We start from the raw sequence: 24,763 nt of genomic DNA, 5'->3' as shown, positions 1-24,763 counted from the left end.
CTGGCCTTTTGCAGCGCCCTGCTGGAGAAGAGCCTGAAGGGCGGGATGATCGCCGTCGGCGGCCTGAACCTGAGCGGCGGACTGGACCCGGTCCATAACCCCATTGACGTGGCCGAACTGGCGGTGGAGAAGGGCGCCACCACCCTGCTCATTCCCATCTCCGCGCGCCGCCAACTCAACGATCTGTCCGATGAGATGGCGATGAAGCTCAGCATCCTGTATTACGGCGATGCGCGGGAGGCGTTGGTGAAGGCGTTGGCGGATTAAGAACGCGCGGAGACGCAATTGGCAAGCCGTTTTCCCGATGGCGTAGTCTTCTATATTACCTCCTGCGTGTGCTATCAGTTTACGATGCGATTGCTCTGACCTACCACAGACGCCGCTTGTGCCCGCCGCCGTGGAGAGTATAATGGAAGTGAATCAGCGCGTGCCGCTCTGAACAGCGTCGGCCACACGTGTCGGATACGGATGGGCCGCAAGGATGCAAAGGGCGCCCCAATGACCTCGGCGGATGATCAGCGGACCACGGGGCTACCGGGAACCGCCCGGCGGCTGAAAGGGGCCTGGACGTGGCTCGACGCCCACCGACCGCCCGTCGGCGTGGCCGTCGGCGTGGCCGTGGCCGCGCTGCTGGTCGCGGCCACGCTGTGGGCCTTCGCCGCCGGCCCGACCTGGTGGTTGGCGGTCGTCCTGTTTCTGGTCGCCGTCCCCTACGTCTTCAGCCTGGGCTTCTTCTCCCTGTCGCGCAACCGCAAGGAGACGCTGTTGGAACACCTGGTCACGGCCGTGGCCGTCACGCTGACGTCGCTGTTGGTGGGGGCCATCGTGCTATGGGTGTTCGTCAACTTCATCTGGGCCGCCGAGGACGATCTGCCCATCTATCGGCGGGAGACGCTGGACGCCGCCGGCGGCCAGGCAGTGACGGTGACGCTGACCTATCCGCGTGTCGTCCTCATCGGCAACCGACCGGCCGAACTACACCTGACGCTAGAGACGACGACCGACTTCAACCCACCGCCACGGGTGGTCGTCCGGCTGCCGGGCGGGCTGAGCGGCCAATGGCTGGACGACGGCCAGGAACCCATCCTGACCGCCGGCGGCCCGGTGGAGGGCCGGGTGGCTCTGGTCAACAACCGCGCCTTGCCGGGGCTGCGCCCGGGAGAAGCGTTGACCGTCGAGTTGGGCGACAAGAGCCAGACGGGAGTGGCTCCGCTGTCCCTGCCCATCGACGTGGAGGGGCAGCGCGGCTTCGCCATTCGCCGCTTCGTCAACAGCCGGATCAACGAGGCCAGCCCGCTCATCTTCCTGCTGGTGCTGGTGGTGCCCGGAGTGGCCGCCCTGGTGCAGCGCGCCATCGACCGGCGCTATGGCGAGTTGCGGGCGCGACGGCGGCGCGAATTCGACCAGCATACCAAGCGCTTCCGCGCGCACTTCCTGGTCAACAACCTGAAAGAGGCGCGGCAAGCGCTGAACAAGATGAATGACGCACTCTATGGCGAATTCGACGCCGGCGAGCGCGAGACGGCCACGGAACTCTTGAGTTTTGCCAACTTGGAGTTCGTTCACCCCCCGCAGGGGTCGCCCGCGCCCGACAGCGCGGCCGCCATTATGGAGATCGGCCCGCGCTGGCCGGAGGAGTACGCCGTCGCCTACGTCGAGGCGTGGCGGCAGCTGAGCGCCGACGTCGCCGCCCGGCCGCCGGCCGAACGCCATCGCTACCTGCGCTTCTTCCGCGAGGCGCGCGTCCGCATGGACAGCCTGGCGCTGTCCGAAACGTCCCACGCCCGCCTGCGGTTGGACGTCACCTTCTGGGAGCAGCGCGCCCTGGAGCCCGATCTGTTGCCGACGCAGTCGCGGCGCTGGCCGCCGGACGTGGCGAAGGCCCCCCCGCCCCTGTCCCCTTTCGCTAGCGGCGACGCCGCCGAGAGCGGCGAGGCGCTGTTCCTGACCAGGAGCGAGGAGCCGGCCTTCAGCGCGCCGGCGCGGTTCGACGAACTGCTCCGCCTGGAAAGATCGTGGTTCGTCCACGGCCCGGTGGGGTGCGGTCGGACGGCGCTGGCGACGGTTCTGATGCAACGGATCAGCAGTACGACGCTGGCGATCAAGTTGGAGAGGCCGCTGCGCGCCCGCGAAATGGCCCACCGACTGATGCGCCAAAAACTGCGGTTTGTCATGTCCCATCCGCTTGTCCTGAGCTATCTGGAGCGCGACCAGTGGGCGTTGCTGGGACGACTGCTGGTGAAACACCTGGGCGCCGACAAGGCGCTGGTCGCCATCAACGAGGGCCTGATGTACGGCGACGCCATCGACGCCGTCCATGACCTGCCGGAGGAGGACAAAACGTTCGCCCGGATACAGTTCCAGCGGCTCAAAGCGGTCGTCAGACAGGCCAGTGAGCGCCAGGAGACCAACGCCGCCGGCGGTCGGGACGCGCCGTCCGAGGCGTGGCCGGAGGAGATCGTCCCCATGGCGCGGGCGCTGGGGTTCAAACGGGTCGGCGTGATCGTTGACGGGAACGCGGGCAGCGACAAGTGGTTCGCCAACACCTTTATCAACACGCTCGCCCCCCAGCTATTCGACTGGCGCGATCTGGGGCTGCGCCTGGTGCTGCTGGCCCCGGACAGCAAGGCGACCTCCCAGACGGCCGAGCGACTGGCCCACCACGGGCTGGCGTCCCTCCGCCTGGCGTGGACGGCCCAGGCGTTGAAGGAGATGGTGAACCGCCGGATTCTCGCCTTCACCGGCCGGCGCCACCTCAGCGGACGCTATACCAGTCTCAACGAATATATTGACGACGTGATCCTCCATAGCCGCGTCGACAACGAACCGAACCCCCGCGGGGTGATTCAGGTCCTGCGTCAGATGGAGGAGGCGCGGGAAGAGTCGGACGACGACAGCCCGTTCACGCCCGCGGAGGCGCGGGCGGCCTTGCAGGTGCTGAAGCTTATGCCGCCCGACGAGGCGACAGAGGCGGACGACGGACAGGCGCGACAAGGCGGCGGCCCGCCATGATCACCGAAAGCTACCACGAGTGGCCCTTTCACCCGCCGGAGCAGCGCTCGCTGGAGGAGAATGAGCGCTGGTGGACGCGCGCCTACCTGTCCGGCGTCGCCGACGACCAGTTGCGGGGGTCGCCGCACTGGACGCTCATCACCGGCGAGGCGGGCAGCGGCAAATCGGTGGCCCTCCGGGCGTGGATGAGGGATGAGTCGAGGCGCTCGTTCATCGTCCCCTACCCGCCGAACCTGTGGCCGGGCGCGCCGGGGGCGTGGTTCCGCGACCGGCCGGGCCACCTGCCGCAGATGGTCGCCGCGGTGGGGCGCGCCGCGCACGCCCATCTGGAGAGTCACCCGGAGGACGCCGCCTCCGTCCGGCCGCTACAGCGCGAGTTTCTGCGCTGGCTGCTGGAGAAGATGGGCGGGGCGCGCATGTTCCGGCGGCTGGCCGACGGCCTGCCGGAGGAGTTGCGCGAGGCGTATCTGGCGACGCCGCGCGAGCCGGAGCTGTTTCGCACCTTCGACGATCCGCAAGACGTGCACGGGCTGATCGATGAGTTAGGGCGGCTGGCCCAGGGGCTGGGCTATCAGCGCGTGGTCTTCGTCGTCGATCTGCCGGGCGAGAGCGGCGCGGAGCACAGCGCGGGGGTGGCCGAGTTGTTCGGCTGGCTCGACATCGCCCACCACCCGCGGTTGGCGGTAGTGGTGGCCGCGCCCGACATCGTCGTCAGCGAGGGCCAGGTCATCGGTCGGGCGCGCGGGCGGGCCAGCGTCGTCCGCGCCCGCTGGACGGAGGCGGAGTGCCGGGCCATCGCCGAGGGTCATCTCTGTCTGGCGCTGGATCGGTCGGAGGGCGGCGTGCGGCTGGAGGAGTTGGCGACGGCCGAGGTACTCGATCGCGCCGGCCGGGCCATCGCCGCCGAATATGGGCGGCCGACCCCCGGCGGCTGGGTGGCGCTGGCCGAGACGCTGCTCTATCTGACCGCCGGCTCCCCCACCCCCCTGCCCCGGCCGGTGGCGTCGGCCGACGCGGCGCTAGCGATGTGGTTCGCCCGCCACCTGAAGCTGAGGGTGGATCTGAGGCTCCGGGGGGTGTGGCGCGGGCCGCGGCTGATCCGGCTGGACGAGCAGCCCTTCCGCTTCCTCTGCCTGTTGCACCAGCGGCGGGGCGCGCCAGTGAACTGGGACGACGACGAACTGCGCACCCTGGCCCTCAGTAAGAACAACGTCCACTCGCTGGCCGCCCGCGCGCGCAAGGCCATCGAGCCGGTCAAGGCCGCCCCCGTCTATCTGATCAGCGGCCGGGGCGAGGGGGGCTACTGGCTGGAAAACTGCCTGGAGGCAAGTCGAACGCCCAAATCCGACAACACTGTGACAGGTTGATGGCAGATTGCGGCGCGGCGGCGTCTGGCGGGCGCGCTTGGCAGGGGTCTATACTGATAGTAGATTCGGAGATATCCGCAGATTAACTTTTCTAAACGCCAGTTCCGGGCGCTTGCGTGGATCGTTGGACACCCGGAGGACAGGGTGCAGGGACCCTATATTGTTTCGCGGAAGGGCTATGAGGGACGTGATCGCGTGATCGGGGCCGGAGAAGATATGCGTTCCTAGACAAAATCGGTTTCCTAGCTCTGCTTTTCAACTGGCATGCGGTTCGTTAAACCGTGGCGGCGACTCCACGGCTATTTCGACATGGGACGAGGCGATGCCATGCCAGAGACACAGTTACCCCAGGCAAGGATGGAGGGCAAGTCTGGCGTATCGGAAGGCGAAACAGCAGAGAATCCGCGCGAAGCATATTTAATGTCCATTGGGTTCAGGCGCGATCCCTTTGTTCTGGCGGTGGCGGAACAGGAGTATGGGTTCGGCGATGGGCTGCGCCTGAACGGACACGTGGGGAGCGACGGAACCGCGCTGACGGCCCGGCGGTCGGAGTTATTTTCGCCCTTAGCTTATTACGTCGATCCCCACCCCCGCGGCCGCCGCCCTGTCACCCTGGAGACGTTATGCGCGCCCGGCCACGTCTTCGTGTTCGGGGCGGCGGGCCAGGGTAAGACAACGCTGCGCCTGGCCGCCGAGGCCCGAGTCCGCGGCGAAGCGCGCCGCACGCTGATCGTTACCTATCTGCTGCGGCACGACGCGGCCCGCCTGACCACGCTGGACGGCCATCTGGACGCGATGGCCGAGGCGCTGACCGTTGATCTGTTCGTGCAAGTGGTGGAGAAGTTCGAGGCCGCCCCGCCGCCCAGCGCCGACCAGACCGGCCGCCTGGGCGCGCTGATCGGCCATTACGCGCGCCAACTGAAGGAACTGGTGAAAGACCTCATCGACAACGACGAGCCGTCGCCGGTCTGGGGCTATGGCAAGTTGTGGCGCTCGCTCAACCGCCCCGTCATTCGCCCCGTCAGCCGCTCGCCACGCCTGAGGGCGTGGCTGGTGGATTTAGGTGAGGAGCTTGAACCCGCCTCTTCATTATTGGCCGAGCGGCCGGCGCGCGCGCGCTGGGAGTTCGCCCTACACACCGCCCGGCTGTGGGGCTTTGGCGACGTTTTAGTCGGGATCGACGGCGTGGATACCCAGGAACGCGACGTGGCCAAGATGTACGCCCTGGTCGCGCCGCTGGTCGCGGCGCTGGCCGCCTTCAGCCTTGAGAAGGTCTATTTAAAGGGGTTCTTTCCCATTGAAGTAGAGGAGCGGGTGACCGAGCAAGTGGCGGCCGAGCCGGCGCGAACCGACGTCACCCTCATCCGGTTACGCTGGTCGCGAACGCGCCTCCGACAGCTGTTAGGGGCGCGTTTTCAGGCCGGCGGGTCGCGCCGCTATGGCTTCGACCATCTGGTGGAGCCGGCGTTGCGCCCCGACTTCGATGACCGGCTGGTGCGCGAGGCCAAAGGCTCGCCGCGCCGTCTGTTGGAACTCGTCTCGCGGCTCATCCAGACCCATGGCAGCGCCCGCAGCAGCGCCCACGGCGGTCAGCGGGCCATCACCGCCGAGGAGTGGGACACGACCGTGGCGGAAGCGCGGGCGCTGGCCCCCGCCGCGCCCCGTCCGCGCCGCGACTAAAGACCTGACAGGTGGGTGGCCACTGGGACTCTGACCAGAACGAAGGTCGTGGCCGCCCACCTGTCAGGTCTGGGCGCTGACAAACCAAGAGAAGTATGGTACACTACGGGGAGTTGACGAGAGTGGCCGGCCATGGGTCGCCTCGTACGGCCCCCTGTCCGCCGGCCCTGTTAACGCTCGCGCCAGTTTTGAGCGGCCTCTATGCGCTGGAAGGACGTCCCATGGGCCATCAACCCTCCTCCCTCGTGGAGCCCCACTTCTCGCGGTTGTTTGTGGAGCGAAACCCCTCCATCGAAAGGGTTTTTTCTTTGTTAAAGAAGCCCAACCGGCGGCTTCACTCCCTGGTCGGCCCGCCCGGCGTCGGCAAGAGTTGGCACTTGTGGCGCGTCTACCTGGAGATGAAAAAGCCGAACGCGCCGCGACGCCCGGTTCGCTTCCTGCCCATCTATCTCGATCTCAACGCGTTGGCCGATGGGGACGCGCCGTTGGAAGAGGCGTTGAACGCCTGGCTGACCGGCGTGCTGGCCGAGAACGGGTTGAGCGGACTGCCCGATTCGGAACGCTTCCACACCCGGTTCCAGCGATTCGCCATCGAAATCTGTGACAAGTGCGGCGACCGTTGCGTGGCAGTGCTCCTGCTCGATGGCATCGACGAGATAGACGAACACGAGCAGGACATCATCGTGACCCGGGTCGTCACCGAGTTCCTCAAAGAGGCCGAACCGGCCTGCACGCGCGTCCTCATGGCCTTCCGCGACCCCAGCTTCCTCAGGTCGCCGCCCGCCCGCGATCAGCAGCACCAGCCGCTACTGGAACTGACATCGGATGACACCGCGCTGCAACCCACGCAACAGATCGAGCTGCTGCTCGACCATCTGGCGACCGGGGGGCTGACGCTGGGAGCGGCGCACATCGGGCAGGTGTTCCACCGCGCCGATCTCAGCGACGTTCAGGCGGCGGCCATGGCGCGCCGCGCCGCCGCCGCGGCTGACACGATCGTGGCCGGACTGGCCGATTTTTTGACCGGCCACTTCCTGGTGAACGCGCGCCTCCTGGGCCACGTTCTGCTGGATGAGAGGGGGAGGGTCACTCCCGATTATCTGTGGGATTGCCTGCGACACTACATGGCGCGCCTCACGCGGGGCCGGGACGCCGGGGAGCGGGAGGAAGACCTGCGGACGGCGCTCCGGCTCATCGAGCTGTTGCGGGATAAGGAGCTGGAGCCGCGGTGCGGCCCCTGTGACCTGTGGGGCTGGTCGTACAACGATCTGTACGAGCGGCGCATCGCCAAAAAGCTGGACGCGCACATGCTGGACTTGGAGGGCGATATGGCTCCGCTCCTCAAGGCGGGCATCGTCGTCCAACTGAAGCCCCTCGGAGAGGTCTACAAGATCGATCCCAGCCTTGTCAGATTGTTCGACAATCTGGAACGCCTGGGCGTGGTTCCAGGGCGGCTGCCCCGCGCCTGAGCCGCGCCCCCATTTCGACATGCGAGGGGAAGCATGACCGAACGCACCCTACCAGCCCTGTCCGCCGCCCAACAGGCGGAGCAAATGATCGGCCGCGGCCAGGAGTTGGAGACGCTCCACGCGGCGCTGCGCAACGATCCGAGCGACCGCGCCTTCCGCGTCGTGCTCGTCTATGGCCGGGGCGGCCTGGGCAAGACGCGGCTCTTGGAAGAGGCGCTGCGCGCCGCCCGCCACCCGAACTGGGCCCCCCGCCCCGCCTCGGCGGCGTGGACAGACCTGAACGGGGCGATCATCTCCGACCTGGTCGACCTGGTCGACCTGCGGCTGCACGACCGCTACCAATTCGTGGCCGAGTTACGCGAGAGCTTGAAGCTCACCGCGCCCGCGCTCAGCTACCCCCAGTTCGACAAAAAGGAAAATGAACTGGCGGTGCTGAAGGGGCACGGCGTTCAGTTCCAATCGATCAGTACGGCCGAGGAGTTGACCAGCCACTTCTTTGTCGATGACCTGCGCGACCTAGCCGCGGACAAGCGGGTCGTCTTCCTGATCGACACGGTCGAGCAACTCAACAACCTCATGTCCGGCTGGCTGCTCAAACAGGGGGAGCGCCTCAACAAGGATCTGCTCCGAGAAAGCGACCTGAGCAGCCGCACCCACCAATGGCTGGCCTGGTTGGTGCGCAAGTCGGGCTTGGAAAACGTGACGCTCGTTTTGGCCGGCCGGGAGGGGCAGAGCCGGCAGTTCTTCGACGCTATGCGCGCGGCCATGGCCGCCGCGGATGGGCGGGTGGAGAAGATCGAGATACCGCTGAGCGCGCTGGATCGCAAGGGGACGCAGGAGTACTTCGCGACGTTCCAACAGGAGTGGGAGGAGCGTCAGGCGAGCGAGCCGGGATTGGCCTACATCGCCGATCACTTCAAGCTGCTGGCCGAAGACAGTCGCCGCTCCGACGCCATTTGGCTGCTGACCGGCGGCGTGCCCGTGCGGCTGGCCCTCTACGCCCAGTTGGTCATCGAGAACCCAACCATCCCGCCGCCGCTGCAAGACCCGTTCGAGACGGTCTGGGAGAAGAGCGGCGGCCGGCACCACGCTCTCAGCCCGGAAGAGATGGTGAAAGACCCGACGCCCGAACTGCAGCAGTTGCAATGGGAGGTGGAGGACGAGATTATCCGCCTGCTGTTCGCCCGGCCGACCGAGTTGCGGTCGCGCGTCCTGCAACTGTTGGCCCGCGCCCCCCGCGGCCTGACGGCCGAACAGATCCACTACTGCCTGGACAGCAACGGCCGGTCGCCGGAAGCGTTCCAGCCCGACCAAGACCGGTTGGATCAGTTGAACGACATCCTGGGGCGCATCGCCGGCGAATACCTGGGCAAGCGCCGGCGGTCGGGCGAAGAGTTCCGGGCGCGGCTGGGGGCCGGCCGGCCCAGCGCCGCGCCCTTCCGCCTGGCTCTCCAGGATGAATTGTACGGCATCTTTGCCGAGCACATGGCCCTGTTGAGCGAGCCGATGACGGAAGGGACGGAGCCGATCCGCCGCCGGCTGAGCGACCGGGAGAAGGACAATTACCGCCGCCGCCGGCGCGAAGAGCAGCGGGCGCGCCAAACCCTCTACCGGCAGCTCAGCGCGTGGGCGGAGTTCAAGCTCAACCAGTACCGGGCGCTCAAACAGGAGCGGCTCGATCGGGACGAACGCGACCTGGAGTTGCGCCTCGACCTGGAGGACGCGCGCTCGTTCCGCTTCCCCAGCCTTGGCTTCGACGACGCAGAACAGCGCCAGGCCATCAATGAGGCCATCGCCACCTATGAGGTCGAGCGGATGGTCTACATGATCCTGCTCGACCCGGAGCGCAACCTCAACACGGAGTACATCAACCTGGAAGACGACCGGCCGAAAGCGGGCCGGCAGTCGCTCGACTTTTGGGCCCAGGCGGAGATGTGGCGCGTGCTGTCCGAGAACGCGCTGATGAAGTTCGTGGAGTTCCACCCGCGCGACCAGGCGCGGGCGCGCGGCGAGACGCCCATCGAAGTGTTGCGCCGCTTCGCTGCCCAGGAGGACGTGACGCGCTGGATCAAGCGCTTCACGCTGCGCTTCGACCTGGAGCGGGCCATCGAGTTCGGCCAGGACGTAGAAGACGCCATCGAGACCTTGCCGCGCCGGACGAAGGCAGAGCGCAACAACTATCACAGCTGGAACCACTCGTTGGCTCGCGGCGAGCGGGTCATCTGGACGCGCTACGCCCGCATCCTGCGCTCGCAAGACGTGGAGGGCGCGGTGCGGGAGATTTACCAGACGCTGGAGAGGCTGAAGCCGCTGCAAGAGCGATCCGTCGCCGAGCGGGTGTATGGGCGCGGCCTCTATGATGAGCACGGCTTCGCCGCCGGCCCCGACAAGCCGGAACACCCCGGCGCGGTGCGGCTGCGGCGGCTGTTATCGCACGGTTATAACTGGCTGGGCTATGGGCATCGCGTGTTGGGGCGGATGGAGGACGCGGTCGAGAGCTATGGCCTGGCGCTCAACTACGTGCGCGACGACGTGGGGCTGATGAAGGCCCACCGCGCCGCCGTGCTCAACAACCTCTCCCGCGCGCTGTCGGAGTTGGGCTGGCACAGCACGCCCGTCTGCCTGGACGGTCTGCGCATCCGCCGCGAACTGACCGAGGAAGTGCCGCTGGCCCAATCCTATAACACCCTGGCCCTGATCTACGACGACATGGGGCGCTATGAGGACGCGCCGGTGCTGGCGGCCAAGGCGCTGGCCTATAGCCGCCGGGCGGAGGCCAAGCGACAGGTCGGTCTGTGCCTGCGCCAGATGGCCGAATCGCTGCGCCACCTGGCGATTCGCATGCAGACGGGGCAACTCATGGCGGCCACGCCCGACCAACTGTATACCGCGGCCAATGACCTGCTGCGCGAGGCGCACGTCCTGTTCACCGAGGTCAAGGAGCCAAGCCGGCTGATCGAGGTGCTGATCGAGTGGGGCAGCCTCTACCGCGACCGGATGGAGCCGGATAGCGAGGGGAACCGGCCCCGCCTCTGGGCCAACCACTACCGCGAGGCGCTCCACCTGTTAGGCGAGGCGGACGAGCTCGCCAGCGAGCACGGCCGCCACTATCACATGGACATCCACATCAACGTCGCCCGCGTCCACTACTATGCCGGGGATCTGGACAAGGCCGAAGCCGAACTGGATGCCATCCTGCGCGAAAGCTACGTCAAGGAGCACCTCATCCGTTCCACGCGCGGCCGGGCGCGCATCCCCGATCCGTCGCGCGACAAGCGCCTGCGGGATCGGGCGTGGACGTTCCGCTATTTGAGCACGCTGCAAATGATCCGGGGCTGGATCGCCCTGGCGCGCTTCCAGCAGCGGGTGAGCCATTGGAAGGAGCAAGAGCAAGCGGTCGGCGACGAGGCGACGCGGCGCGAACGGGTGCGCGACCGGGTCGCCGGCGACAGGGAGGCGCGCCGGCAACTCCAGTTGGGGGCCGAGGCGTATGCGCTGGGCATCGCCTACGCCCAACTCTACTCGCCCCGCAGCCGAACGATCAGTACCCTGGAAAACGATCTCTATGACCGCTTGCGGGCCTTCAACCAGCGGGAGTTGACCACCTTCCAAGACGGCCTCAATGGGTTGGGCCGCCGCTATGCCGGCCTCGACAGCCTGGAGGGCATCAACAACATCCTGCACAAATTCCTCGGCTTTCCGGAAGCGGCCCAACCCAAGGAGCGCCGGACATGAACGCGACGGCTTGGTCGATCCTGGTGGGGGAAAGCGGCGACGCTGAAGAGGACTGCCGCGCGGGGCCGGGGCCGGAGGGCTACACGCTCGACTATTCACCCTTCTCGTTCGAGAGCGACTGCCGCCACCCCGCGCCGCCGCCCACGTGGAGCGACGCGGGCGTGAAGCCCGGCGCTTACACCCACCCCGCGGGCGTCCACGTCGCCCCACTGCCCCACGGCTTCCACTTGGTGCAAAGCCCGCACGCGCCCGTTGGCCCGGCTGTACTGGCTCCCAGTGTGTTCGGCCGCTGGGCGGGCTTCCGCGCCCCCGCTCCCCTGCGCGATGCCGCCGACCGCCGTCTGGTGCAGCTGACCCTGCTACGTCCGCTTGACGCCGCGCCCCGGCTGTGCGCCGCCGCGCCCGGCGCGCTGACCGTCTGGCTGCACATCACCAACGCCTGCGACCTCGACTGCGTCTACTGCTACGTGCGCCGCTCGTCGGCGCGCATGAGCAAGGCGACGGGCCTGCGCGCCGTGGAGGCGGTCTTCGCCAACGCCGCCCAGCACGGCTTCCGCGAGGTGAAGCTGAAGTACGCCGGCGGGGAGGCGTCGCTCCACTTCGCTCTGGTGCGCCGGCTGCACGCGCGAGCGGCGGAACTGGCCAGACAGCACGACGTCCGGCTACGCGAGGTGCTGCTGACCAACGCCGTCCATCTGCGTCCGACCGACGTCGACTGGCTGGCGCGCGAAGGGGTGCGGGTGATGATCTCGCTCGACGGCGTGGGCGAACGGCACAACGCCTCGCGCCCCTTGCGCAACCGGGAAGGGGCCGACACCTTCGCCGCCGTGGCCCACACTGTCGACCACGTCCTCCTGCCGCGCGGCATCCGCCCCGACGTCAACATGGTGGTCACCGCGCGCACTGCCCCCGGCGCGGCCGACGTGGCCCGCTGGGCGATCATCGAGCGCGAGCTGCCGACCAGCTTCACTTTCTATCGCCCCAACCTCCTCTCGCGTGGTCGAACGGATCTGGAACTCGAAGAGGCGGCGCTCCTGAGCGGCATGCAGTCAGCCTATCGGGTGCTGGAGCGCGCTCTGCCGACCTGGTCTTTCACCGGCGGCTTGCTCGACCGCGTCTCGGCCGAGGCGCGCACCCACGCCTGCGGCGTCGGCCAAAACTACCTGGTCATCACCCATACCGGCGCGCTGGCCCAGTGCCAGATGCACCTGGATCGCCCCGTCCGCGCTGACCTGCAGGGGGACTTGCTGGCCGCCGTGGCTGCCGGCCCGCTGATCAACCTGCCCGTCGAGCAGAAGACGGGCTGCCGCGATTGCGCCCTGCGCTATCGCTGTGCCGGCGGCTGTCCGCTGGAGACGTTCCGGGCCACCGGCCGCTGGGACGTGCAAAGCCCCCATTGCGCTCTCTACCGCGCGCTCCTGCCGGCCGTCTTGCGGTTGGAAGGGCTGCGGCTGATGAAGGCCCACGGCTGCCTCCAATGAGCCGCGACAGGCCGGCGCAAGGTCGATGACAGACTGGCGGGAAGGCAACGAGCCTTCCCGTTTTGTTCCCGGCACGCCCGCCCCCCACCCCGCCCCACCGGCCCCAGATTAGCGACGGGCCGCACCCTCCCACCATTCTTGGTCTTGCCAGTTGCGTCTGCTTCACTAAGGGTATAGAGCCGAGAATGGCTGAGGAGCGGTAAGATGTACGTGAACCCGATCGAATCGCCCGGTTGCAACAGAGGCCCCGCTAACATGCTGGGCAAGGTCTTGATCTTCGCGATGGTCGTCCTCATCGGGCTGACGGCCGCGGCGGTGTTCGGCCTCGCCGACGTGCCGCAAGACCTGGCCGACGCCCGGCGCACGGACGCCGAGACCGGCCAACGGGAGGCGGTTTGGGCGGTCGAGAACACCACCCTGCCGAGCCGCGTCGCCGCCGAACTGGCCGTCCATCTGGCCGAACTGGACGCCCAGCGGCGGCAGATCGCGGCTGACATCGCCGCCTATGAATGGAACCAGGCCGAAGGGCAGCGGCTGGACGCGGCGCGCCACAATGAGCAACTCCAGCGCGAGCGGCTGATCGGGCGGTCGCTCATTGGTCTGGGGACGCTGCTGGGCGCGGTGGTCATCTTGCTGGGCGTCTTCACGGCCCACCGCCTGATCGACCGGCGGCTGCCGGCCCCGCCCCGCGTAGCTATACCCGCCGCGCCGACCGAGCCGCTGGCGCGTGAGACGCTTGAGCGGCCGACGCCCCAGCGTCCGATGCCGCGGCGCGAGACGCCCCTGCGTGAGGCGCCCCAGCACCCGACACCCGCGCAGCCGGCGCCCACGCGCGAGATGCCGCACCCCCAGCGCGCCGCCCCCATTGCCGCCCCGGTGCCGGTGGTGCTCGGTGCCGACGATCCCACTTATGCCGCCCCCAATGGGCCTGTCTCGCGGGTGAACGGGACCGGCCCCCACGCGGGCCAACCGCCCCAGGGGCGTTTGAAGGGCCAGCCGCTCCCGGCGCACTGAGCGCGCCGCGGAACGAGGCGAGACCGGCCAACAGGAGGTGATCCTCAAGCGTTATCCCCCCTCCCCACCGACCAGAGCGGCGGGAACGGGGAGAACACAAGCAAGGAGGTAAGCGAATCGGGCTGGAACTGGTGAGGCTGTACGAGCGGCTAGCGTGAATGGGAGGCGACTAGCGAGAGGAACTGGCGACGGCGATACAAAAAGGAAGGAGGCTCGGTATGAGGTGAACCGACTTGGAAAAAGGGGCCAACCGGCCCCTTTTTCACATGGTCGCCTGGCCGCGCCTCCCCAGCGGCCCGGCCAAGCGCGGCGGATGCGTGATAGACGACCCGGCTAGACGGCCCGCGACCGTTCCGGGCGGCCACGGCCGGGGGTGGGCGGCAAGATGATGACCGTTGGCGGTTGCCGCCGCCGGCGGCGGATCGCTTCCAATTCCCGCGCCCGCGCCTGCCGCCGCTTCTCGGCCCGGTAGACCGGGTCGTCCCAGAGGTCGGCCGGTCGCACCGGCGGTGCGGCCGGCCGGCGGGCCGGCGGCCGATGGGGCGCGGCGGTGGGCCTGATGGGGGCCGCCGCTTGCGCTGCAGCGGCCTGGCCCAGGCCAATCGGCCGCTCCGGGGCCACCCGGTCGACGGCGCGCCGCACCAACAGCAGCGCGCCATAGACCAGAACCACCACCAATCCACAGCCGGCCAGCAGCGCCAGCAGCAGGCCGGCCAACCCAAACCGCTCCCGCAGGTCGGCGGCGCGGGCATTGGTCGCTTTCGTCTGGGCCAACGCCTCTTGCAGCATCGCTTCGTTATAGTCAGCTTGGGCCGCGATGCCGCGGATGTCGGCCGCGGCCTGGGCGTGCTCCACAGGGGCCTGGGCGTCAATGCGGATCGCCTCGCGTCGGGCGGCGTTGTTGGCCTCCTGCCGCAACGCGTCCGCTTCGGCCGCCTGCTTCTCCCAGTTCAGCAGCCCCGTACCGCTCAGCCCCAACGCGCCGAAACAGCCGGTTAGCAGCACGACCAACATCAGCGCCAGGGCTACTTTCCACACCGATTGATCCGGCTGGATCACGTTCATGTCGCGCCTCGCAACAGCGTCGCGGCCCGATGAGCGCGACCGCCCATCGGGCCGTCGACGCTCTAACTCATGAACACCATCGCCAGAACCAGCGCCAGCAGGGCCAAGACCAGGAACAGCAGAACCTCGCTACAGCCCAGGTTCTCGTTCTCCGGCGCGGCCGGCACGACGATCACCGGCGGCGGTTGCGTCACCCGGCCTCGCCCGCCGAGCAAAACGAAGACGGCGATTAGCAAACCAATCGACAGCCCGGAAACCAGCATCAGCAGGTGCATCTCATCCATCACCAGACCTCCTACCGACCCACCAGGGCCTAGCCTACACGGAACCGACGGCCTCTCGTTTCAACCCAGCGTGTTATCCGGACAGACAGATGGATAGGCAGGGCCTCGGCCGACTGGATGGAAACTGGCGACCACCGAGGCCCCTGGGTGAGAATGGCCTGTCCCTGGTCGGCCATGCCCACTTCGCTTTGGGCGGAGAAGAAGGGGTGGATAGGGTTCGTAGATTATTCTTCCCCGACGGATAGAAACTCTCTGAATCTATCCGATAATTCATAGTATACGGTTCCCAAGCCCCTTGTCAATAACCATTTCTCTGTAACGGGCCGTTCTGGCCGCCTCTCGCGCCAGGTCGCCGGTTCGATCCGCCCCTGACCCATCTTGCTCCCCTTTGTTACTACTTGTGATACCGAAATGTCACTGGCCTGACCTCGGCAGGCTTCGGATAGACTCGGTAACGATCTTGTTGACATCTGCGATAGATTAGTCTAAAATGAGAAGCAAGCTTTCCAAGCGCGGCCGTACTATCTCCATCCCTGGTAGAATGGCCCCGGGGCCTAACGCCGAACGTTTACACCCGCCCCGACACAGTTCCATCTCGCATAATCGCTGGCATCATGTGGAGACCGATCATGGTCAACGCCCTTCGTTCTGGCTCGCCTGTCCATCCGGAGGCGGTGATGACATTCCGTCCAGGCCAATGGCGCGCGCGCGTCGACCGGCTGGCGGGCGAGTGGCGGCTGCCGTCCGACCTCGTGGCCGCGGCCCTGGTCGACGAGGCCGACCCCGCCGCGCTGGCCGCCGACGAGGTTGAACCGTATGCCCGCGCCCGCGAGCGGGCCGCGGGCTTCGCGGCGTGGCAGACTGAATTCCTGGGCGACGCCGCGGCCGACCTGAACCACCGCCTGCGCGCCCTGTTGCGGGCCGTCTATTGCGACGCGCCCGGCTTCGGTCACGTCCTCACGTTACTGGCCGCCCGCCACGCCCGCCTCTTCAGCCCCGCGGCCGACGCTGCGCTGGCTCAGGAGATGCTGGACGTCTTTGTGCCTGTGGCCCAGATGTTGGGCCTCTACCGCTTCCGTCGCCGCTGGATCGAGGAGAGCGCGCGCCTGCTCTACCCTGAAGCGTATCGCGAGAAGGCCGGCAAGCTCAACGTCCACCTCGACGGGCCGACGTCCGAAGGGCTGGATGAGGCCGTCGCGGCCTGGCAGTTGGCTTGGGTCGATCAGGAAACCGATGGCCGCCTGCCCGCAATCGATGATCAAGCGCCGACCTTCGACGAACGCCTGCGCCTCTTCGCTCTTTTGAACAAAAAAGTGCGGGAGGGATTGGAGGACGAGTTCGGCGACGACGCCCCCCCGGTCGAACTCTTACCACTGTTGCCCGGCTACCTCCTCCACGGCCAGCGCTATGACACGCCGGACGACAGGAACCCGCTGCAACTGACCGTGCGCGTCTTGTGCCAGACCCCCTCGGACTGCTACCGGGCGCTGGGCGTCATCCATAGCCGGTTCACCGTCCGCTCCGGCGTCGCGTTGCGGCCGCACGACTATATCGCCGCGCCCCTGACCAACGGCTATCGGGCGCTGCAGACCGTCTGCTCCTGGCAGCCAAACCCCACCCAGGCCGAGCGCCGGCCGGTCAAGTTCCACATCTTGACCGCCGACATGCACGACGTCAACGAATGGGGCATTCTGTCGGCCTCGGCGGCCTCGCCCGGCCATCGGCGGCGGCTGACCGCCTGGTGGAGCCAGCCCGATAAGCCGACCCGCACCCTGCCCCGGGGGACGAACCGCGAAGCGTGGATCAACATCCCGGAGCATTTGCGCCGCCACCCCCTGGGCAGCCACGCCGCCCCCCTCTACTGCTTCACACCCCTGGGCGAACTCTTCCTGCTGGAAAAAGACAGCACCGCCCTCGACTTCGCCTACCACATTCACACCGAACTGGGCCATCGGGCGGCGCGCATCGACGTCAATGGTCGGCCGGCCGCGCTAAACGCCCCGCTCCGCAACGGCGACCAGGTGCGAGTTGTCCTCGACCCCCACGCGGCGCGCATCGACTTCGTCTGGCCAAGCCTGGCGACCAACGCCCGGACGCGGGCCGACGTCCGCCGGATGTTGCGCCGGCTGGCCAACGCCGTCCACCCCGGGCGCGGCCGGTTTGAAGAGGAGGTGATGCGGTTGATCGACCGCTACCAGCGGGATCGCGCCCGGGGCCGCAAGCCCCTCTACACGCCGCCCACACCCACCACCACCGACATCGAGCGCTTCCTCGACCGCGTCATCACGCGCGATCCGCTGGACGACCGCGCCGCGCTTTATGAGCGGCTGGATAAGAACCCGGCGCTGGCCCGCGCCCTGGCCCACGAGTTGCTGTCGCACCTCATTTTCGCCGATCTGCCCGTGGGCGACGCCAGCCGCTCGCGCTATGAACTGGGGCAGTTAGAGTTGTGCTCCTTCTGCCGCCCCATCCCCGGCGATAAGTTGCGCACGGTCACCCGGTATGGTCCCAATGGGCTCAGCGAGACGATCCACACCGACTACTGCCGCCACGCCCAGCAGGCCGAGACGTTGTCCGACCCCCACCAGGTGCGCGGCAACTTGCCCGACCGCTGGCCGATGTACCACTTCGACATCGAGATGCCCGACAGCAAGCAGCTTCTGGCCCGCCTGCTAGAGAAGGTATACCAACTCCCTAATGCCTATCTCTTCGGCGTGCGGGCCGAAGTCAACGTCGACGGTTGGGCCATCATCGAACTCGACGTGGCCCTGATGCAGCCGCAACTGTGCGCCGACCTGCGGCGCATGATCGAATCGCTGGGCCACGGCGCCCACGCCGACTTCCGTCGGCTGCCCGGCGACCCGCGCGCCAAAGTGGAGGCCGCCGATCTGTCGCGCGCCATCACCATCCCGTTCACCGAGAGCGAGGTCACCGATTGGCGCTTCTTCGACCGCGACGGGATCATCGGCGCCATCCAGACCTGGCTGCAAGAGCCGGCCGCCCCGGTGTTGCTGCTGCACGGCCAGCGCCGCGTGGGCAAGTCCTCCATCGCCCGCCGCCTGGTGGAACACAACCTGACGGAGCGGTTGTCGCCGCCGGTCGTTGCCGTCTACGTCGATTTTCGCGCCCCGGTGCTGCGCCGACCGGGGTCGGTGGCCGCGCTCATCGCTCAGGAGGTCAGCCTGCGGCTGGGCCTGCCCCTCCCCCGCCTGGAGCCCCACGAGGATGCGATGGTGTGGCTCAATGGTCAACTGGGCGCGGCCGTCCGCCAGTTGGGCGACCGCCGGTTGTTGTTGATCATCGATGAGTTCGACGCCGAATTGGAGGCCGACGTCCGCGCCGGCCGGCAGCCCCCCGCGCTGGCCGGCTGGCGCGCCATCCAGCGCGCCCACCCCGAGATCCGCTGGCTGCTCGTCCTACAAGACGTCTTCCTGGCCGATCCGGCCTTCCAGATGGTGCTGGCGGACATCCCTCGCGAGACGCCACGGTTGGCCGTCCATCACCTGGCCGGCCCCTATGCGCGCCTGCTCATCGAACGGCTGGCCGTCGAGCGCGGCTTCACCTACCAGCCGATTGAAGATGGCGACGACATCCCGGCCCAGATCATCCGCTGGACGGCCGGCAATCCGTACCTCATCCACGTCATCGGCCGCCGGCTGTTGGAGCGGGCCGGCCGCTGCCGGCGGCGCGTCATCTTGCAGAACGACCTGAAGTTAATCCTCCATCAACTCCTGGACCGCGGCGAGGGGTATCTCAGCCACTTCATCGAGCACATCGAGGCCCATCCCGGCCGGCGGCTCGTCGCCGCCTTCGTCGCCGGCCGCGTTCGGTTGAGTTGGCGGCTGCCGCTGGCAACCGCCGCCGCTGTCCTGAGCAGCGAGTTCGGCCTGCTCGATCCGGACGAGACGGAACGGCACGCCCGCTTTCTGGAGCAGGTCGGCGTATTCGAAATCAACAACGACCCGGAACGGGGGCCGGTGCTGTCCTTCCCAATCCAGTTGCTCCAAGAGTGGATCCGCCACTATTGGGAGTTCGATCAGATAGCCGCCGCTTGGCCGGCGAGTAGCGCGCGCCGCGCGGCGTTAGCGCGCGAAGGAGTATCATAATGTACGGGAATCCTTTTTCATCCTTTTCGCCCGAGAACAATTTGATGATCAAGGGCCGGCGCGACCTGCTGCACGAGATCGCCCAGATCATCACCCTGTCCCGCCCTGACCACAAAGACATTCACGGCCTGCCGGAGATGGGCAAGAGCACCCTGTTACGCTACATTGCCCAGCCGGAGTTCATCGAGGCGTATCGCGAGCACTTCCTGGGCGACTTCAGGCGCGAACCGCACCGCCTGTTCATCCTCTACGTGTCGGGCTGGCTCGGCAGTGTCCATCCGCTGGTCGTTTTCGGTCGAGAATTTTACCGCCATTATGACGCCTATCGCGCGCGGCTGCGCGACGAGCATCAAACAGACGACCTGCCCGATTTGGACGAGCCGGAGTTGGCCGACCACGATGGCGATCAGGCGTTAGAGGTCATGGAGCCTCACATCCGCCAGCTGGTCGCGAAGGGGGTGCGGCCCGTCTTCCTGCTCGACGAATTCGATCGCGAGCACGCCTTCCAGGTTTTATCGCCGGAGCAGGCTGGTCGCCTGAGCACCTGGATGGCCTACTGCTCGTTCATCTTCGCCACCGAACGGCTGCTGGAGAAGGTCAACCCGTCGGCCAAGAAAGGCTCCCCCCTCTTCAAGCGGCTCCAGCAGACGTTCGTGCGCGAGTATATACCGGAAGAGGCCGCGATCTACGTGGTCGATCTGCTGAAAGGCTTCGGAACCGGTTTGCCCGACAAGGATATCGACTACATGGCCGAGCAATCCGGCGGCTTTCCTACGTTGCTGCTGCTGGCCGGGCGGGCACTGTGGGATATGCGCCAGCGCATGAAACTGCCCCCAGAGCCAGACGCCGACCCGCTGTCTGAAAAAGCCCGCGCGGTGTTGACCTCCCGCCTGGCTGCCGAATTCAAGCGTCCATTCAATGCCTTCTACCAAGCCGTCGACCTAAACCAGCGCCAGGCGCTTATCGAACAGGCCCGTCAAGAGGAAGCTCAGGGGGGCGAGTCGCCCGGTGTGCCGTCAGGCCCGCGCTACAACCTCCTGAGTTCGTTGGAGCAGTATGGTCTGATACAGGTCGACGACGACGGCGTGATGCGCCTCTTCGCGCCTTTATTCCGCGCCTTCTTGCTGCAACAGGAGCCGACCAAGCCGGCCAAAGAGGCCGAAACCGGCCTAACCGGCCTGCAGGCTAACCTCTATCACGCCTTTGTCAATAAACCCGACGCGGTGCTGACTTTCGACGAGTTGGGTGAAAAGGTATGGGGCCGGCGCCCCAGCGATGAGGAAGAGAAGCGCCGAATTCACATCGCCGTCTCCAAGCTGCGCAAGCAGTTGGAGGAGTCGGACGGCGGCGGGCGCATCATCAGCCAGCGCTCGCTCGGCTACCGGTTCGTGCCGGCACGCTGAGAGCGCCGGCCGCAGCCTACCCCACCCGGAAACGACGGAGAAGCGCCTCCGTCGTTTCCACCCCTCCCCCACTGGAGTCGGCGCGTCGACCGGCCAGCCAGCCAAGTTCGCATAATAACGCGCCTCGAACAAACCTCCCCAAAACCAAAATCATCCCTATAACTCCCGTAACTCTTTGCCGCCCCTGAGACAAAAAAGGAGTCATCGCCTGCCCTCCGCCGCGCCACCAGCTGGCCAGAGCGACGACTGGAGCGCCACGCCTTCGGCCGCCAGCGTCCCGGCATGGAGCGGCTCCGCGTCGACCACGCGCCAGACGCCAATTCCACGCCGTGTCCGACCATCGGGCCAGTAGAGGGAAGGCAGGGGCGCGGGGGTGCGGGGGTGTAGGGATGAAAAGCAGCGCGCCGAAGGCGCTTCTTTCCCCCCCGCCCCCCTGCTCCCCCGCTCCCCTGCTCCCGGTCCCCGCTCCGCCCGCTTCCACGCCGCCGCCGCCCCGGCAAAGTAGCGCTTCTCGATCGGCCGCCCGCCGTTGCCCGTCATCCCTTTCGTAAACAGGTCGGCGAGTTTCCGATTGATACGCTTTTGCCGGCCGCGGGGCCGCTGCTGGTGGTCGCGGGCCGCGCCGTAGCCGTTGGGCAGACGCCAGGCCAGATAGACCGCGCCCGGCCGCCCCTGCTGGCCGCGATAGTCGGTCAGCCGGAACAGCGCCCGGCCGCGCTGCCAGGCCCGCTCCTGCTCCGTCCCGGCCGCGACGCGCTCGACAATGGCGACGTTGCCCCGCGCTGCCACGCCCGCCCGACGCTCATAGGCCACCTGGCTGCGCGGGCAAGCGCCGCTCAGCTCGGCCAGCGTGGCGCGGGCGATGGGTGCGCCCGACGACGCGGCGGCGCGCCCACCGGCCCGCGCCCCGTCCGCCAGCGACGCGGACCGCGCCCGGCCGCTGTGGAAGGCCGCATAGAGTTGCGCCCGCGCGTCGCCGATGCCGCCCAGCAGCGCGGCGATGGGCACGCCCACCGGCCGGTGGCGCAACTGCCCCACCCCCAGCGCCGCCGCCACCCGCGCCGGGCCGTGCAGCCAGAGACGGCCGCGGTCGTCGCGCGTCCAAAAGACGCCCTGCCCCTCGGCCAGCAGTCCGCGCAGCCGCCGCCAGCCGCACAGCCGCAGCGGCGACGCCTTGTCCGTCAGCGCCGCCCGCGCCTCGGCCACATCCAACCAGCCCCGGCCCGCCTCGTCCAGATGTCGCAGCAACAGCCACACCCGCCCCGCCGCCGCCCGCTCCGTGCGCAGGATGCCCAGAGCGAGGTCGGGGAAGAGTTTGAGTAGGAGCGGGCGAGCAGGAGCGCAGGAGAGCGGGGTTGCAACGTCATTGAAGGACGCTGACGCGACCTGCTGGCACGCGCGAGCCACCAGCGCCGCCATAAAAGGATCGGCATCTTCTCCCTTGCCCCCCTGCCCCCACGCACCCCGGCTCTTCCGCAGATGCTCCGTCAACGTCTCGCTGCCCCAGCCCAGCCCGGCCGGCAGCGCGGCAAGCACCTTGCGCAGCCCCCATAGGGCGGTTTGGCCAACCGCCTCTTCGCCCGCGGATACAGAAGTGGTCCGGAGGTCGACGACGGCAGGAGACACGCCCCCCACCCCCCCCTTTACACCCTCGTGACTATGCGAATCATCACCAAGCCCGCCCTGCTCCGCTGACGGCCTGCCCCCGCTCCGCGCGCACGCCAACCGCGCCCGCAGCGCCATCAGCCGCTCGTTCGCCGCCAGCGCCGCCGCCGACACTGCCGGCGTGGCCGCTGGCCCCACCACCGGCGAGACCACCCCACTCCTGTCCATACTCCGTTCGCACCGGCCGGCCGCCGCCCGGCAAGCCAAACCGTATCGGCGGCAACCTGTTGGTTATCCGCCCGGCTCGCTCGCTCGGTTGTCCGCTGGGGGTTTGTAGCGCGGGTTGATAACCCGCGTGTTGGCTAGTCTGAAGAGGCGGGTTGGCAACCCGCGCTACAACGACCACCCCACCTTGACACGCTGATCGGCCTGTGCTATCCTCCGCTCGTTCGTATAGAGGGCCGCCGTGGGGGCACAACTCCCCCCTCCCCACTGAAGGGGCGCTTTCATCGGGTGCGGCTAACACCCAATGGTCGCGAAGCGAGCGGTCCTACTTGCTTACTTCGTTACACTGTCCAGCAAAGAGCCGGCGTTGACGCGCCGGTTTTTTGCTGCCCGGAGTTCAATCCCCGACGCGGGGTTCAGTCCCCGACGCGGGGCTCAGTCCCCGACGACTGAGCGCCATGCGTCGGGTTCGCGTGACGCATCGCGCTCAGTCGCCGGCGGCCGAAGCCCGCCGCGGCAAGGTGTGGCCGGCGTCAGCGAGGGAGCCAACGCCGGCCAGGAGTGGTAAGGAGCTGTCCCGCCCTTAGCGTATCAAATCACGACTCCCCGACGCCATTCAAATTCTGGCCGCTATTATAGCACACATGTTCTGATTTTGTATGGGCAAAGAGGCTCACGCAAAGACGCAAAGAACGCCAAGAAGAGCATTTTTGCGTCCTTTGCTTCTTTGCGTCTTTGCGTGAGCCTCTTCGCGTGAGCCTCTTCATATCGCCCACTCCGTCAGATCCCTATCGACCGTCGCCAAATCCACCAGCCGCACCCCTTCCGGCCGCCAGCGCTGCCGGCCGCGGGCCGTGGCCGAGGTCGTCGCCAGCCATTCCGCCCGCGCCGCCGCCGCTTCCGTCCAGCCGGCGGCCGAGAACAGCACGTAGTGCACCCGCCACTCGTCCCCCTGCTTGGGGATCAGGTGGGCCGTCTTCTTGACCAGCGCCTCCACCGCCTCCAGCCCCAGCGGCTCGGCCCGCCAATAGCAGTCGCCCAGGACGAGGCTCTGCGTCTCCTCGCCGATGCCGACCACGTCCACCTCGTAGCTGCTGGCCCACTCCGCGCCGACCTCGTCCACCGCCGCCGGCAGCGCCCCGTGGCCGGCCGCCAGCAGCGTCCAGTCGCGGCACATCTCCAGCCACGTATTGCGCTCCAGGAAGGCCGGCAGCGACTCTTCGAGCTGCTGCATGACCGGCCCCGACTGCCCCAGCGCCAGCTTGCTCTGGTGGGCGCTGATGAAATGGTAGAAGAAGCGCAGATAGGGATCGGTCACGACGTAGCGCCCGCGCCGGCTGTCGCGGCCGCGCTGGCTGATGGGCACGTCGCGCCGCACAAAGCCCGTGTCGCGCAGCACGCTCAGATAGAACGACGCCTTGCTGCTGTCCAGCCCCGTCCGCTGGCTGATCTCCCCCATCGTCTGCTGCTCGTTGGCCACGGCGCGCAGTATGCCGACGTAGTTGTGCATGTCGGTGATGAAGTCTTGCAGCAGAATGCGGCTCTCGTCCACCATCCAGGCGTGGGCCGGCAGCACGTTCAGCCGGAAGTTCTCCAGCACACTCTGGCGCGGGTCGAGCCGCTCCCAATAGGCCGGAACCCCGCCCCACATGCCATAGACCGCCACCCGGTCGGCCGGGCCATAGTCGGGGAAGTAGTCGGACGTCGTGCCATAGGGCAGCGGCGGCAGCTGGATGTGGGCCGTCGCCCGGCCATAGAGCGGGGCCTCATATTGCAGCAAGTGCTTCTGCATCAGCCCCATCTGCGACCCCGACAGCACCAGCATGACGTTCGACTCGCTCAGCCAGCGATCCCAGATCTTTTGCAGCGTGCCCACGAAGCCGGGATCGACGTCGATCAGGTAGGTTACCTCGTCGATGAACAGGGCCACGCGCCGCCCCTGGGCGAAGTTGGCCACCTGGCGCAGGGCCAGCTCCCACGTGCTGAAGCTGAAGTCGGCCGGCACCTCGGCCTCGGGATCCATGAAGCTCATCAGCGCCTGGGAGAAGGAGCGCAGTTGGGTCAGCAGCGACGCCGGCTCGGCCACCCAATACAGCCCCTGCTCCGGCCGCTGCCTCAGCCAGTGCGTCAGCAGCCGCGTCTTGCCCACGCGGCGGCGGCCGTAGAGAATGAGCAACGTCGCCCGGTTCGAGTCCCACAGGCGGTCGAGCACTTCCAGTTCGCGGCGGCGGCCGACAAAATCTGCGCGGTACATAGTCAGATGATCATAGGACGAATGCGGCTAGGCTATCTGAAACTATACTAATGGATCGTGGGG

14 protein-coding genes and 1 pseudogene are annotated in these 24,763 nt (G+C 67.6%); 10 read left to right on the top strand and 5 right to left on the bottom strand.

Annotated features, from left to right (window positions below; all coding sequences use genetic code 11):
• The 8 genes and pseudogenes from ACE3UY_RS05940 to ACE3UY_RS05905 form a co-directional block, all read left to right on the top strand.
• Positions 1-267, top strand: a pseudogene (locus ACE3UY_RS05940) (peptidase); the annotation flags it as partial.
• Positions 268-498: 231 nt separating this feature from the next.
• Complete coding sequence (locus ACE3UY_RS05935) at positions 499-3,012, top strand: hypothetical protein (protein ID WP_374686629.1); 2,514 nt, start codon at positions 499-501, stop codon at positions 3,010-3,012.
• Complete coding sequence (locus ACE3UY_RS05930) at positions 3,009-4,379, top strand: hypothetical protein (protein WP_374686628.1); 1,371 nt, start codon at positions 3,009-3,011, stop codon at positions 4,377-4,379. Before ACE3UY_RS05935 ends, ACE3UY_RS05930 begins: the two co-directional genes overlap by 4 nt.
• Positions 4,380-4,799: 420 nt before the next feature.
• On the top strand, positions 4,800-6,059 hold the full coding sequence (locus ACE3UY_RS05925; protein ID WP_374686627.1) for a hypothetical protein: 1,260 nt from the start codon (positions 4,800-4,802) through the stop codon (positions 6,057-6,059).
• Between the two features lie 308 nt (positions 6,060-6,367).
• The gene (locus ACE3UY_RS05920) at positions 6,368-7,528 is read left to right on the top strand and encodes a hypothetical protein (protein WP_374686626.1); all 1,161 of its coding nucleotides are present in this window, start codon (positions 6,368-6,370) and stop codon (positions 7,526-7,528) included.
• Between the two features lie 33 nt (positions 7,529-7,561).
• A complete protein-coding gene (locus ACE3UY_RS05915) occupies positions 7,562-11,263 on the top strand; it encodes an AAA family ATPase (protein WP_374686625.1) in 3,702 nt (1,233 codons plus the stop codon).
• On the top strand, positions 11,260-12,744 hold the full coding sequence (locus ACE3UY_RS05910) for a radical SAM protein (protein ID WP_374686624.1): 1,485 nt from the start codon (positions 11,260-11,262) through the stop codon (positions 12,742-12,744). Before ACE3UY_RS05915 ends, ACE3UY_RS05910 begins: the two co-directional genes overlap by 4 nt.
• A gap of 255 nt (positions 12,745-12,999) precedes the next feature.
• On the top strand, positions 13,000-13,758 hold the full coding sequence (locus tag ACE3UY_RS05905) for a hypothetical protein (RefSeq protein WP_374686623.1): 759 nt from the start codon (positions 13,000-13,002) through the stop codon (positions 13,756-13,758).
• Positions 13,759-14,091: 333 nt separating this feature from the next.
• Here the strand turns inward: ACE3UY_RS05905 and ACE3UY_RS05900 are convergent, their stop codons facing one another.
• The gene (locus tag ACE3UY_RS05900; RefSeq protein ID WP_374686622.1) at positions 14,092-14,823 is read right to left on the bottom strand and encodes a hypothetical protein; all 732 of its coding nucleotides are present in this window, start codon (positions 14,821-14,823) and stop codon (positions 14,092-14,094) included.
• Positions 14,824-14,885: 62 nt separating this feature from the next.
• A complete protein-coding gene (locus ACE3UY_RS05895) occupies positions 14,886-15,107 on the bottom strand; it encodes a hypothetical protein (protein ID WP_374686621.1) in 222 nt (73 codons plus the stop codon).
• Between the two features lie 677 nt (positions 15,108-15,784).
• On the opposite strand from ACE3UY_RS05895, the gene ACE3UY_RS05890 reads away from it, so the two are divergent.
• The gene (locus ACE3UY_RS05890) at positions 15,785-19,213 is read left to right on the top strand and encodes a TGS domain-containing protein (RefSeq protein ID WP_374686620.1); all 3,429 of its coding nucleotides are present in this window, start codon (positions 15,785-15,787) and stop codon (positions 19,211-19,213) included.
• A gap of 44 nt (positions 19,214-19,257) precedes the next feature.
• Positions 19,258-20,616, top strand: a complete 1,359-nt coding sequence (locus ACE3UY_RS05885; RefSeq protein WP_374686619.1) for a helix-turn-helix domain-containing protein — start codon at positions 19,258-19,260, stop codon at positions 20,614-20,616.
• 201 nt (positions 20,617-20,817) lie between these two features.
• Here ACE3UY_RS05885 and ACE3UY_RS05880 read toward each other — a convergent pair whose 3' ends face one another.
• The 3 genes from ACE3UY_RS05880 to ACE3UY_RS05870 all read right to left on the bottom strand — a co-directional run bounded on the left by ACE3UY_RS05880 (position 20,818) and on the right by ACE3UY_RS05870 (position 24,700).
• A complete protein-coding gene (locus ACE3UY_RS05880) occupies positions 20,818-22,242 on the bottom strand; it encodes a hypothetical protein (RefSeq protein WP_374686618.1) in 1,425 nt (474 codons plus the stop codon).
• A 43-nt stretch (positions 22,243-22,285) separates the two neighbouring features.
• The gene (locus ACE3UY_RS05875) at positions 22,286-22,504 is read right to left on the bottom strand and encodes a hypothetical protein (RefSeq protein ID WP_374686617.1); all 219 of its coding nucleotides are present in this window, start codon (positions 22,502-22,504) and stop codon (positions 22,286-22,288) included.
• A 705-nt stretch (positions 22,505-23,209) separates the two neighbouring features.
• Positions 23,210-24,700, bottom strand: coding sequence for an ATP-binding protein (locus ACE3UY_RS05870; protein ID WP_374686616.1), 1,491 nt, complete (start codon positions 24,698-24,700; stop codon positions 23,210-23,212).
• Positions 24,701-24,763: the final 63 nt, after the last annotated feature.

It is taken from the genome of Promineifilum sp. (SeqCode) (genome assembly GCF_041918635.1).
GTDB lineage: Bacteria > Chloroflexota > Anaerolineae > Promineifilales > Promineifilaceae > Promineifilum.
This window is presented reverse-complemented; position numbering and strand designations above follow the sequence as displayed.

Excerpts from the sequence above, each read along its gene's own strand:
- ACE3UY_RS05935 (WP_374686629.1), top strand. The coding sequence starts at position 499 with ATGACCTCGGCGGATGATCAGCGGACCACGGGGCTACCGGGAACCGCC.
- ACE3UY_RS05930 (WP_374686628.1), top strand. The coding sequence starts at position 3,009 with ATGATCACCGAAAGCTACCACGAGTGGCCCTTTCACCCGCCGGAGCAG.
- ACE3UY_RS05925 (WP_374686627.1), top strand. The coding sequence starts at position 4,800 with ATGTCCATTGGGTTCAGGCGCGATCCCTTTGTTCTGGCGGTGGCGGAA.
- ACE3UY_RS05915 (WP_374686625.1), top strand. The coding sequence starts at position 7,562 with ATGACCGAACGCACCCTACCAGCCCTGTCCGCCGCCCAACAGGCGGAG.
- ACE3UY_RS05910 (WP_374686624.1), top strand. The coding sequence starts at position 11,260 with ATGAACGCGACGGCTTGGTCGATCCTGGTGGGGGAAAGCGGCGACGCT.
- ACE3UY_RS05905 (WP_374686623.1), top strand. The coding sequence starts at position 13,000 with ATGCTGGGCAAGGTCTTGATCTTCGCGATGGTCGTCCTCATCGGGCTG.
- ACE3UY_RS05900 (WP_374686622.1), bottom strand. The coding sequence starts at position 14,823 with ATGAACGTGATCCAGCCGGATCAATCGGTGTGGAAAGTAGCCCTGGCG.
- ACE3UY_RS05895 (WP_374686621.1), bottom strand. The coding sequence starts at position 15,107 with ATGGATGAGATGCACCTGCTGATGCTGGTTTCCGGGCTGTCGATTGGT.
- ACE3UY_RS05890 (WP_374686620.1), top strand. The coding sequence starts at position 15,785 with ATGACATTCCGTCCAGGCCAATGGCGCGCGCGCGTCGACCGGCTGGCG.
- ACE3UY_RS05885 (WP_374686619.1), top strand. The coding sequence starts at position 19,258 with ATGATCAAGGGCCGGCGCGACCTGCTGCACGAGATCGCCCAGATCATC.
- ACE3UY_RS05870 (WP_374686616.1), bottom strand. The coding sequence starts at position 24,700 with ATGTACCGCGCAGATTTTGTCGGCCGCCGCCGCGAACTGGAAGTGCTC.